Consider the following 12,259-nt stretch of genomic DNA (forward strand, 5'->3'; position numbering starts at 1 on the left):
ATGTCAGAACAAGAAATTTGGAAGAAAGTATTAGAAGTTGCTGAATCAGAAATATCAAAATCAACCTTCAATACTTTTTTAAAGGATACGGAACTCAAAGAAATTCGTGATGATATCGCAATTATTTTTGTAATTCATGAATTCTATGCCGAATGGTTAAATTCAAATTACAAAGAAGTTATACAAACAATTATGAAAGACGTTATCGGCTATGAAGTAGAGCCTAAATTTTTCACAGCAGAACAATTGGCTGAGCTTGATGAATCAACTCGCAAACCGCATAAACCTAGTCAAAGTCCACAACAAGTCATTGATGACGGTCATGAAGGCACAGACCAATTCAATACGCACAATACTTTCGATACCTTTGTTATTGGACCTGGCAACCGCTTCCCACATGCAGCAAGTTTAGCTGTTGCTGAAGCGCCAGCTCAAGCCTATAATCCACTATTTATTTATGGTGGCGTTGGTTTAGGTAAAACACATTTGATGCATGCAATTGGTCATCATGTGCTAAGTAATCAACCTAATGCTAAAGTGCTTTATACCTCTAGTGAAAAGTTTACAAATGACTTCATCAAGTCGATTCGTAACAATGAACCTGAAGCTTTTAGAGAAAAATATAGAAATATCGATGTGCTATTAATTGATGATATTCAATTCATTCAAAATAAAGAACAAACGCAAGAAGAGTTCTTCCATACCTTTAATGAATTACATCAAAACAAAAAGCAAATTGTTATTTCTAGTGATCGTCCACCTAAAGAAATCGCTAAATTAGAAGATCGTTTACGTTCACGCTTTGAATGGGGACTAATCGTTGATATCACGCCTCCTGATTACGAGACACGTATGGCGATTCTTCAAAAGAAAATCGAAGAAGAGAACTTAGAAATTCCGGCTGAAGCCTTGAATTATATTGCAAACCAAATTCAATCTAACATTCGTGAATTAGAAGGTGCTTTAACGCGTTTACTTGCCTATTCAAAACTACAAGGAAGACCGATTACAACTGAATTAGCAGCAGAAGCACTTAAAGATATTATTCAAGTTCCTAAGTCTAAAAAAATTACTATCCAAGATATTCAAAAAGTAGTAGGACATTACTACAATGTGCGAATTGAAGACTTTAGTGCTAAAAAGCGTACGAAATCAATCGCTTACCCGCGTCAAATCGCAATGTACCTTTCAAGAGAACTTACTGATTTTTCATTACCTAAAATTGGTGAAGAATTTGGTGGTCGTGATCATACTACGGTTATTCACGCACATGAAAAGATTGCTAATGACATCAAAGCTGATTCTATTTTCAAACAAGAAGTAGAAGATTTAGAGAAAGAAATTCGTAATCAATAACAACTAAAACAAAAATTACACTCTACTGTTATATAACAGATTACAATTCATTAAAGTGGGAAATAAAAATAGTGGTGTTTTGAAATGAAAATGGCTAAAAATTAGCCAATCACCTTTTGCAAGATCAAACAAAGTATTGTGGATAATGTTTAAAAGTAATACACACCATCAACAGTTTATCCACATGTGTATAACTTTGACATTCAAGGCTTTACTTAAGATATCCACTAATCCACAGGCCCTACTACTATTACTATGATTTTAAAACCTATATAATTATATATAAACGACTGGAAGGAGTTTAAATTAATGATGGAATTCACTATAAGAAGAGATTACTTTATTAATCAATTAAATGACACATTAAAAGCCATCTCACCAAGAACCACTTTACCAATTTTAACGGGTATCAAAATAGACGCTAAAGATAACGAAGTGATTCTTACTGGTTCAGATTCTGAGATTTCAATTGAAATTACTATCCCTAAACAAGTTGATGGAGAAGAAATTGTAACAATATCTGAAACAGGTTCAGTAGTTCTTCCTGGTCGTTTCTTTGTAGATATTATCAAAAAATTACCAGGCAAAGATGTTAAATTATCAACAAACGAGCAATTCCAAACACTTATTACATCAGGTCATTCAGAGTTTAATTTAAGTGGTTTAGATCCAGATCAATATCCATTATTACCTCAAGTATCACGTGATGATGCGATTCAATTATCTGTTAAAGTGCTTAAAAACATTATTGCACAAACAAATTTTGCAGTGTCCACCTCAGAAACACGCCCGGTATTAACTGGTGTAAACTGGCTTATACAAGAAAATGAATTAATATGCACTGCGACAGATTCACACCGCTTGGCTGTAAGAAAGTTAAAGCTTGAAGATGAATCTGAAAACAAAAATGTCATTATTCCTGGTAAAGCTTTATCTGAATTAAATAAGATTATGAGCGACAACGATGAAGAAATTGACATTTTCTTTGCCTCAAACCAAGTATTGTTCAAAGTAGGCAATGTAAACTTTATTTCTCGTTTATTAGAAGGTCATTATCCTGATACAACACGTTTATTCCCAGAGAATTATGAAATTAAATTAGGTCTTGATAACGGAGAATTTTACCATGCGATTGATCGTGCATCTTTATTAGCGCGTGAAGGTGGCAACAACGTTATTAAATTAAGTACAGGTAACGACACCGTAGAATTATCATCAACATCTCCTGAAATTGGTACTGTAAAAGAAGAAGTGACTGCAACTGATGTTGAAGGTGGCAACTTGAAGATTTCATTCAACTCACGTTATATGATGGATGCGTTAAAAGCGATTGATAACGACGAAGTTGAAGTAGAATTCTTTGGCACAATGAAACCATTTATCCTTAAACCTAAGGAAGATGATTCAGTGACACAATTGATTTTACCAATTAGAACTTATTAGATTAATAAACTTAGCGAGCCTGGGACATAAATAATATATTAATGTTATTTTTCAAATTCGCAGTAGCTGACTGAACTGAGAAGGCGCTTAAATCAAGCTTTTCTCAGTTCTAGTCATCCTTGCGGGGGTGGGACGACGAATTTAAAAAGAATTCTGTCCCACTCCCTTTTTATTTTAAAATTAATTTTAAGACCTCTCAGCCACGTTTTAAGACAAATTTATTATTATCTTGTGGATAAATATAGTTTCAATTATTTTGTCGCTAAAATGGCCCTTAAAATTAAAAATTAAGATATAAGCCACTATCAAGCACATTTCTTATTCCACTGATTGATATCAAAATTTCATCTTAAAACATCAAAAATGAGCACACGACTTCCTCAAAATTAAAAAAAGTGAAAACTTCTAACAAAGTAAACGGTTTCACATTCCATTTTAAATGAAATTTACTTCTAAAAAAGGTATAATATATTAATGACATATAAAGAAATGGAGTGATTATTTTGGTTCAAGAAGTTGTAGTTGAGGGCGACATCACGTTAGGTCAATTTCTTAAAACAGAAGGTATTATTGAATCTGGAGGCCAAGCAAAATGGTTCTTACAAGATGTTGAAGTTTTAATCAATGGCGAACGTGAAACACGTCGAGGTAAAAAGCTAGCTGACCAAGATAGAATTGATTTCCCTGATATTCCAGAAATTGATTCTGTAATCATTATTCATCAAGGTGAACAATGAAGCTTAAAACACTCCAATTAGAGAATTATCGTAACTATGAAGAAGTTACGTTAGATTGTCATCCTGAAGTGAATATCCTTATTGGAGAGAACGCTCAAGGAAAGACAAATTTACTTGAATCAATCTACACATTAGCTTTAGCTAAAAGCCATCGTACCTCTAATGACAAGGAGCTTATACGGTTCAACTCAGAATATGCTAAAATAGAGGGTGAGCTAAGTTATAGACATGGAACGATGCCACTTACAATGTTTATAACTAAAAAAGGTAAACAAGTAAAAGTGAACCACTTAGAACAAAGTCGACTAACTCAGTATGTTGGACATCTCAATGTGGTTCTTTTTGCGCCAGAAGATTTAAATATTGTTAAAGGTTCTCCTCAAATACGAAGACGCTTCATCGACATGGAATTAGGTCAAATTTCTGCGGTTTACTTAAACGATTTAGCTCAATATCAACGTATCCTTAAACAAAAGAATAATTACTTAAAGCAGTTACAACTTGGACAGAAGACTGACACGACAATGCTGGAAGTCTTAAATCAACAATTTGCGCAGTATGCACTTAATGTGACCTTAAGACGTGAGCATTTTATTAAAGAATTAGAATCATTGGCTAAACCGATTCATTCTGGAATAACGAATGACAAAGAAACATTGTCATTGAAGTATTTACCAAGTATGAAATTAAGTGATACTAACAAGGATAAGAGTGAATTGTTTGATGAGATTATTAACTTGCTAAATGACAATATTAAACGCGAGATGGATAGAGGTGTGTGCTTGTACGGTCCACATAGAGATGACTTAGGGTTTGATGTTAATGACATGGATGCACAAACATATGGCTCTCAAGGACAGCAGCGTACAACTGCACTATCCATTAAATTGGCTGAAATAGAGTTAATGAATATCGAAGTAGGAGAATATCCGATACTTCTTTTAGACGATGTGTTAAGTGAATTAGATGATTCCAGACAAACGCATTTATTAAGTACGATTCAACATAAAGTACAAACCTTTGTTACAACGACTTCAGTAGATGGCATAGATCATGAAATTATGAACAGTGCTAAACTCTATCGAATTAATCAAGGTGAAATTATAAAGTAATAGAAAGTGATGGTGAATACATTGTCAGATGTAAACAACACAGATAATTATGGTGCTGGACAAATACAGGTATTAGAAGGACTAGAAGCGGTTCGTAAAAGACCTGGTATGTATATTGGTTCAACTTCAGAAAGAGGTTTGCACCATTTAGTTTGGGAAATTGTCGATAATAGTATCGATGAAGCCCTTGCTGGTTATGCAAATCAAATCGAAGTGATTATTGAAAAAGACAACTGGATTAAAGTTACTGACAATGGTCGAGGCATTCCTGTTGATATTCAAGAGAAAATGGGACGTCCAGCAGTCGAGGTTATCTTAACTGTACTGCATGCTGGTGGTAAATTCGGCGGTGGCGGTTATAAAGTATCTGGTGGACTACATGGTGTAGGTTCTTCAGTTGTTAACGCCTTGTCTGAAGATTTAGAAGTATACGTTCATCGTAACGATACAATTTATCATCAAGCCTATAAAAAAGGCGTACCTCAATTTGATTTAAAAGAAGTCGGCGAAACTGATAAAACGGGTACAGTGATTCGCTTTAAAGCAGATGGCGAGATATTCACTGAAACAACTGTTTATAACTATGAAACACTTCAAAAACGTATTAGAGAGCTTGCATTCTTAAACAAAGGAATTTCAATCACTTTAAGAGATGAACGTGAAGATGAAGAGCAACGTGAAGATACATATCACTATGAAGGTGGTATTAAATCATACGTTGAATTGCTGAATGAGAATAAAGAACCAATTCATGATGAACCGATTTACATTCATCAAATGAAAGATGATGTGGAAATTGAAATTGCGATGCAATATAACAGTGGCTACGCGACTAACTTATTATCATATGCTAACAATATTCACACGTATGAAGGCGGGACACATGAAGATGGATTTAAACGTGCGTTAACACGCGTGTTAAATAGCTATGGTACACAAAGTAAAATTATCAAAGATGATAAAGAAAGATTATCTGGTGAAGATACACGTGAAGGCTTGACAGCAGTTGTGTCAATTAAACACGGTGATCCTCAATTCGAAGGACAAACTAAAACCAAACTAGGTAACTCTGAAGTACGTCAAATTGTCGATAAACTTTTTGCTGAACATTTTGAACGTTTCTTATACGAACATCCAAATGTAGCAAGAATTGTTGTTGAAAAAGGTATTATGGCTTCTCGTGCACGTGTTGCTGCGAAGAAAGCACGTGAGGTTACGCGTCGTAAATCAGCTTTAGAAATTTCAAGTTTACCAGGTAAACTGGCTGATTGTTCTAGTAAAAATCCCGAAGAAAGTGAAATCTTCTTAGTAGAGGGTGACTCTGCCGGGGGGTCTACAAAAGAAGGCCGTGACTCTAAAACACAAGCGATTTTACCGTTAAGAGGTAAAATTTTAAATGTAGAAAAAGCCCGTTTGGACCGAATTTTAAATAATAATGAAATTCGTCAAATGATTACCGCATTTGGTACTGGTATTGGTGGCGAATTTGATATTTCTAAAGCACGTTATCATAAAATTGTTATTATGACCGATGCCGATGTAGATGGTGCACATATTAGAACATTGTTATTAACATTCTTCTATCGTTTCATGAGACCACTTATTGAAGCGGGTTATGTATATATCGCACAGCCACCATTGTACAAATTGGCACAAGGTAAACAGAAATACTATGTCTTTAATGATCGTGAATTAGATAAATTAAAATCAGAATTAAGCCCTACACCAAAATGGCAAATTTCTCGTTACAAAGGTTTAGGAGAAATGAATGCGGACCAATTATGGGACACAACAATGAATCCAGAACACCGTATGATGTTACAAGTAAAACTTGAAGATGCGATTGAAGCTGACCAAACATTTGAAATGTTAATGGGCGACGTTGTTGAAAACCGCAGACAATTTATCGAAGACAATGCTGTCTATGCAAACTTAGACTTCTAAGTTATGACAAACCAATAAATTGAAAGTAGAGTCTGGCACAAGGTAATTGGATCAGGCTCATTCATTAGCAAGTGCTAATTGAATTGATTATAGAAGGAGGATATCTTGATGGCTGACTTACCTGAATCAAGAATTAATGAACGAAATATAACCAGCGAAATGCGCGAATCATTCTTAGACTATGCAATGAGCGTAATCGTTTCACGTGCGTTACCAGATGTACGTGATGGTTTAAAACCTGTACACCGTCGTATCCTGTATGGCTTAAATGAACAAGGTATGACACCTGACAAACCTTATAAAAAATCAGCACGTATCGTTGGGGACGTAATGGGTAAATATCACCCACACGGTGACTCTTCAATTTACGATGCCATGGTTAGAATGGCACAAACATTCAGCTATCGTTATCCACTTGTTGATGGTCAAGGTAACTTTGGTTCTATGGACGGCGATGGTGCTGCTGCCATGCGTTATACCGAAGCGAAGATGACTAAAATCACACTTGAATTATTACGTGATATTAATAAAGATACAATCGACTTTTTAGATAACTATGATGGTACTGAAAGAGAGCCGGAAGTCTTACCTTCACGTTTCCCTAACCTATTAGTAAATGGGGCATCTGGTATCGCGGTAGGTATGGCTACAAATATTCCTCCTCATAATTTAACTGAAGTCATTGATGGTGTATTACATTTAAGTAAGAATCCTGATGTTACAATCGCAGAACTTATGGAAGACATTCAAGGCCCTGATTTCCCTACAGCAGGCTTAATTTTAGGGAAAAGTGGTATCCGACGTGCATATGAAACAGGCCGTGGCTCTATTCAAATGCGTGCCCGTGCTGAAATAGAAGAACGTGGTGGCGGTCGTCAACGTATCGTTGTCACTCAAATTCCATATCAAGTCAATAAAGCACGTATGATTGAAAAGATTGCAGAACTTGTACGTGACAAGAAAATCGAAGGTATTACTGATTTACGTGACGAAACAAGTTTACGTACGGGTGTTAGAATTGTTATCGATGTACGTAAAGATGCGAATGCGAACGTGATCCTAAATAATTTATATAAACAGACCCCATTACAAACATCATTCGGTGTGAATATGATTGCACTTGTTAATGGACGTCCTAAATTAATCAATTTAAAACAAGCATTAGTTGAATACTTAGAACACCAAAAAGTAGTTGTACGTCGTCGTACGGAATATAATTTGAAAAAAGCGAAAGACCGTGCCCATATCTTAGAAGGTTTACGTATCGCTCTAGATCATATCGATGAGATAATCACAACGATTCGTGAGTCTGAAACAGATAAAATTGCGATGGAAACATTACAAGAACGCTTCAAGTTATCAGAACGCCAAGCACAAGCTATTCTTGATATGCGTTTAAGACGTTTAACAGGATTAGAACGAGATAAAATCGAGAATGAATATAATGAATTGCTCGGTTATATTTCTGAATTAGAAGCAATCTTAGCTGATGAAGAAGTATTACTTCAATTAGTACGAGATGAATTAACTGAAATCAAAGAACGTTTCGGTGATGAACGTCGTACTGAAATTCAATTAGGCGGCTTAGATGATTTAGAAGATGAAGATTTAATCCCTGAAGAACAAATCGTTATCACATTGAGTCATAATAACTATATTAAACGTTTACCAGTTTCTACATATCGCTCTCAAAATAGAGGCGGTAGAGGCGTTCAAGGTATGAACACACTTGAAGAAGACTTCGTAAGTCAGCTTGTGACATTGAGTACACACGACAACGTCTTATTCTTCACTAACAAAGGTCGCGTTTATAAACTTAAAGGTTACGAAGTACCTGAACTATCTCGTCAGTCTAAAGGCATCCCAGTCATTAACGCGATTGAGCTCGATAGTGACGAAACAATCAGTACAATGATTGCGGTTAGAGATCTTGAAGATGAAAATAGTTTCTTAGTATTTGCGACTAAGAACGGTATCGTTAAACGTTCTGCATTAAATAACTTCTCGCACATTAATAAGAACGGTAAGATTGCGATTGGTTTCAAAGAAGATGATGAATTAATCGCTGTACGTCTCACAGACGGTAGTCAAGACATCTTAATTGGTACATCTCACGCATCACTCATTAGATTTGCAGAAACAAACTTACGTCCATTAGGTCGTACTGCAGCTGGTGTAAGAGGTATCTCATTACGTGATGACGATATTGTCGTAGGTTTAGACGTTGCACATGCTGATAGTGAGGATGAAGTTTTAGTTGTCACTGAAAATGGTTACGGTAAACGTACGCCAGTAAGTGAATATCGTTTATCTAATCGTGGTGGTAAAGGTATCAAGACTGCTAAGATTACAGAACGTAATGGTAATATCGTATGTATTACAACTGTAACTGGTGAAGAAGATTTAATGATTGTCACAAATGGTGGCGTAATTATTCGTCTTGATGTAGAAGATATTTCTCAAAATGGTCGTGCAGCACAAGGTGTACGTCTAATGAAACTAGGTGATAATCAATTTGTTTCAACTGTAGCTAAAGTTGTTGATAACACAGATGAAGCAGATTCAACTGAGGTAGCTCAAGGTGATGAGACTGAAGGTAGTGCTGAAAGTACTGAAAGCCCAAATGAGCAAGTAGTTGAAGATGAAACACCAGGCAACACACTTCATACCGAAGCAGAAGAAGACACTTCAGATGATGATGAACGTATTGAAGTAAGACAAGACTTTATGGATCGTGTAAATGAAGATATTGAAAATGCTTCAGACAACGATGACGATAATGAATAATAGATATTAAATAAGACTTCCCTAATCGTAGGGAAGTCTTATTTTTTGCTTATTTGGATGCGTTATTGTAATCCATGTGATAATACGAACAAACTAGATTAATTTTCTAATTCTTTCATCACGTATGGAATTTCACTTATTAAACGTGAAGGTGGTACGACGTACATTGATTCAGATAATTTTTCTCCAATGTAACTATGTGTATAAGTCGCACTTGTTACAGCATCTTTTAAATTATCGAATTGACCAACAAAACTTGTAATCATGCCAGCTAATGTGTCGCCCATACCTCCTGTAGCCATGGCAGGTGTACCAATTGCTAGTTTATATTCCTCATTTTTAAAGAAGATTTCTGTACCATGTTTCTTTAATACGACAGTTGCACCTAATTTATCCACAGCTTCTCTATTACGTTCATACGTTTGTTCTTCAATAGGAATACCACTTAAACGTTCCCATTCTTTTTGGTGCGGTGTGAAGATGACACGGCATGTTGGAATATCGGGTCTCAATTTACTAAAAATTGTAATCGCATCACCATCAACAATTAAATTCTGATGTGGTTGAATATTTTGTAATAAGAAAGTGATGGCGTTATTACCCTTGAAATCTATACCAAGTCCTGGCCCAATTAAAATACTATCTGTATTCTCAATCATCTTAGTTAACATCTTAGTATCGTTAATATCGATTACCATTGCTTCAGGGCAACGTGAATGAATCGCCGCATGGTTTGTTGGATGTGTTGCTACTGTAATGAGTCCACTTCCACTATAAACACATGCACGTGCTGCTAACATGATAGCGCCCCCTAAATTTGCACTACCACCGATTAATAGAATCTTTCCGTAATCGCCTTTATGTGTTTCGTCTTTTCGTTTAGGAATATTAACTGAGGTTAATGTTTCCATGAATTAAACCCTCCCAGTATAAAGTTTGTAACCTATCATGTTTAGATGATGTGTTTCAGAACTTTATATAATAAACTCAACCTTTGAAATGATATGTGAATGTGTAGCGATAATTTCAGGTTCAGTTATAGTCTTTATTCATAGTGATGCTAATGCTTGAGTCGTTTTTCGACCTTTTAAATACAATAGAAAATATTATACCTGCTATCGTCTTTCGTCAACACCATTTGGCTAATAATTTTCAACTGTAATTAAGAATCATAATGATTCACTTTTAAATCATAAATACATATTTTTTGAAAATTAAAACAAAATAGGAAGTCGACGGATAATTGCTTGATAATTATAAAGGAGTTTGCTATATTAAAAATAACTTAATAAGTTATTGTTCGTAGGACAAGTAACATAAGCAGTTAATTTCAGAGAGCTTGTGGTAAGTGTGAACAAGTAATTGATTGTTATGCGAATCTCCCTACAATTGTGAGCAATCGGTAATAACCGTTATTTTTGTTAAAGTGCAATTTAATGCATATAATCATGTATTGAATTGTTAAATAGGGTGGCAACGCGTAGACCACGTCCCTTGTTGAGGGATGTGGTCTTTTTTATTTATTTTAAAAAGTGTGCTATCCGAAATTATAATTTTCAAAAAATGGGAAGGATGAATGTTACATGTTAGACATCAGAAAATTTAGAGAAGAAACTGACACAGTTAAAAGCAAAATTGAATTACGCGGAGATGATCCTAAAGTCGTTGATGAGGTTCTAGAATTAGATAATGAACGTCGTCAATTAATTAGTAAAACAGAAGAAATGAAAGCACGACGTAACAAAGTAAGTGAAGAAATCGCTGAAAAGAAACGTAATAAAGAAGATGCTGATGACGTTATCAAAGAAATGCGCGAACTTGGCGACGAAATTAAAGATAACGATGCTAAATTAAATGAAGTAGACAATAAAATCAGAGATATCTTAATTCGTATTCCTAACTTAATCGCAGACGATGTACCACAAGGTGATTCAGATGAAGATAACGTTGAATTGAAAAAATGGGGTACACCTCGTGAATTCGATTTCGAACCAAAAGCACACTGGGATTTAGTTGAAGAATTAAAAATGGCTGACTTCGAACGTGCTGCAAAAGTATCAGGTGCACGTTTCGTTTACTTAACTAAAGACGGTGCATTATTAGAACGTGCGTTAATGAACTATATGCTTACTAAACATACAACACAACACGGTTACACTGAAATGATGACACCTCAATTAGTAAACGCAGATACTATGTTTGGTACAGGTCAATTACCTAAATTCGAAGAAGATTTATTCAAAGTTGAAAAAGAAGGTCTATATACAATTCCAACTGCAGAAGTACCATTAACTAACTTCTACAGAGACGAAATTATCCAACCAGGCGTATTACCTGAAAGATTCACTGCACAAACTGCATGTTTCCGTAGTGAAGCGGGTTCAGCTGGTAGAGATACTAGAGGTTTAATCCGTTTACACCAATTCGATAAAGTTGAAATGGTTCGTTTCGAACAACCAGAAGAATCTTGGGAATCTCTAGAAGATATGACTAAAAACGCTGAATCAATCTTAGAAGAATTAAACTTACCATATCGTCGTGTAATCTTATGTACTGGCGACATTGGTTTCAGTGCTAGTAAAACATATGACTTAGAAGTTTGGTTACCAAGTTACAATGACTACAAAGAAATTAGTTCTTGTTCAAACTGTACTGACTTCCAAGCACGTCGTGCAAACATCCGCTTCAAACGTGATGCTGCTTCTAAACCAGAATTAGCACATACATTAAATGGTAGTGGACTTGCTGTAGGTCGTACATTCGCAGCTATCGTTGAAAACTATCAAAACGCAGACGGTTCAATTACAATCCCAGAAGCATTAGTACCATTCATGGGTGGTAAAACTGAAATCCGTCCAGTTAACGACTAATAGATAATAC

At 35.4% G+C, this 12,259-nt stretch carries 8 protein-coding genes; 7 read left to right on the forward strand and 1 reads right to left on the reverse strand.

Going from position 1 to position 12,259, the window contains the following annotated elements; translation table 11 throughout:
- The 6 genes from dnaA (at nucleotide 1) to gyrA (ending at nucleotide 9,379) form a co-directional block, all read left to right on the forward strand.
- The gene (gene dnaA / locus HYI43_00005; GenBank protein ID UDI77012.1) at nucleotides 1-1,356 is read left to right on the forward strand and encodes a chromosomal replication initiator protein DnaA; all 1,356 of its coding nucleotides are present in this window, start codon (nucleotides 1-3) and stop codon (nucleotides 1,354-1,356) included.
- Nucleotides 1,357-1,665: 309 nt separating this feature from the next.
- The gene (gene dnaN / locus HYI43_00010) at nucleotides 1,666-2,799 is read left to right on the forward strand and encodes a DNA polymerase III subunit beta (GenBank protein ID UDI77013.1); all 1,134 of its coding nucleotides are present in this window, start codon (nucleotides 1,666-1,668) and stop codon (nucleotides 2,797-2,799) included.
- A gap of 494 nt (nucleotides 2,800-3,293) precedes the next feature.
- Complete coding sequence (gene yaaA / locus HYI43_00015; GenBank protein ID UDI77014.1) at nucleotides 3,294-3,536, forward strand: S4 domain-containing protein YaaA; 243 nt, start codon at nucleotides 3,294-3,296, stop codon at nucleotides 3,534-3,536.
- A complete protein-coding gene (gene recF / locus HYI43_00020) occupies nucleotides 3,533-4,648 on the forward strand; it encodes a DNA replication/repair protein RecF (GenBank protein UDI77015.1) in 1,116 nt (371 codons plus the stop codon). The genes yaaA and recF overlap by 4 nt, the downstream gene beginning before the upstream one ends.
- A gap of 9 nt (nucleotides 4,649-4,657) precedes the next feature.
- Complete coding sequence (gyrB, locus tag HYI43_00025) at nucleotides 4,658-6,592, forward strand: DNA topoisomerase (ATP-hydrolyzing) subunit B (GenBank protein UDI77016.1); 1,935 nt, start codon at nucleotides 4,658-4,660, stop codon at nucleotides 6,590-6,592.
- A gap of 108 nt (nucleotides 6,593-6,700) precedes the next feature.
- Nucleotides 6,701-9,379, forward strand: a complete 2,679-nt coding sequence (gyrA, locus tag HYI43_00030; protein ID UDI77017.1) for a DNA gyrase subunit A — start codon at nucleotides 6,701-6,703, stop codon at nucleotides 9,377-9,379.
- 98 nt (nucleotides 9,380-9,477) lie between these two features.
- Here gyrA and HYI43_00035 read toward each other — a convergent pair whose 3' ends face one another.
- Entirely contained in the window at nucleotides 9,478-10,290 is an 813-nt protein-coding gene (locus HYI43_00035) for an NAD(P)H-hydrate dehydratase (GenBank protein UDI77018.1), read from the reverse strand.
- 672 nt (nucleotides 10,291-10,962) lie between these two features.
- Between HYI43_00035 and serS the strand changes: the two genes are divergently transcribed.
- Entirely contained in the window at nucleotides 10,963-12,249 is a 1,287-nt protein-coding gene (serS, locus tag HYI43_00040; GenBank protein UDI77019.1) for a serine--tRNA ligase, read from the forward strand.
- Nucleotides 12,250-12,259: the final 10 nt, after the last annotated feature.

The sequence above is a fragment of the Staphylococcus taiwanensis genome, from assembly GCA_020544305.1.
Lineage (GTDB): Bacteria > Bacillota > Bacilli > Staphylococcales > Staphylococcaceae > Staphylococcus > Staphylococcus taiwanensis.

Excerpts from the sequence above, each read along its gene's own strand:
- dnaA (UDI77012.1), top strand. The coding sequence starts at position 1 with ATGTCAGAACAAGAAATTTGGAAGAAAGTATTAGAAGTTGCTGAATCA.
- gyrA (UDI77017.1), top strand. The coding sequence starts at position 6,701 with ATGGCTGACTTACCTGAATCAAGAATTAATGAACGAAATATAACCAGC.
- serS (UDI77019.1), top strand. The coding sequence starts at position 10,963 with ATGTTAGACATCAGAAAATTTAGAGAAGAAACTGACACAGTTAAAAGC.
- gyrB (UDI77016.1), top strand. The coding sequence starts at position 4,658 with ATGGTGAATACATTGTCAGATGTAAACAACACAGATAATTATGGTGCT.
- recF (UDI77015.1), top strand. The coding sequence starts at position 3,533 with ATGAAGCTTAAAACACTCCAATTAGAGAATTATCGTAACTATGAAGAA.
- HYI43_00035 (UDI77018.1), bottom strand. The coding sequence starts at position 10,290 with ATGGAAACATTAACCTCAGTTAATATTCCTAAACGAAAAGACGAAACA.
- dnaN (UDI77013.1), top strand. The coding sequence starts at position 1,666 with ATGATGGAATTCACTATAAGAAGAGATTACTTTATTAATCAATTAAAT.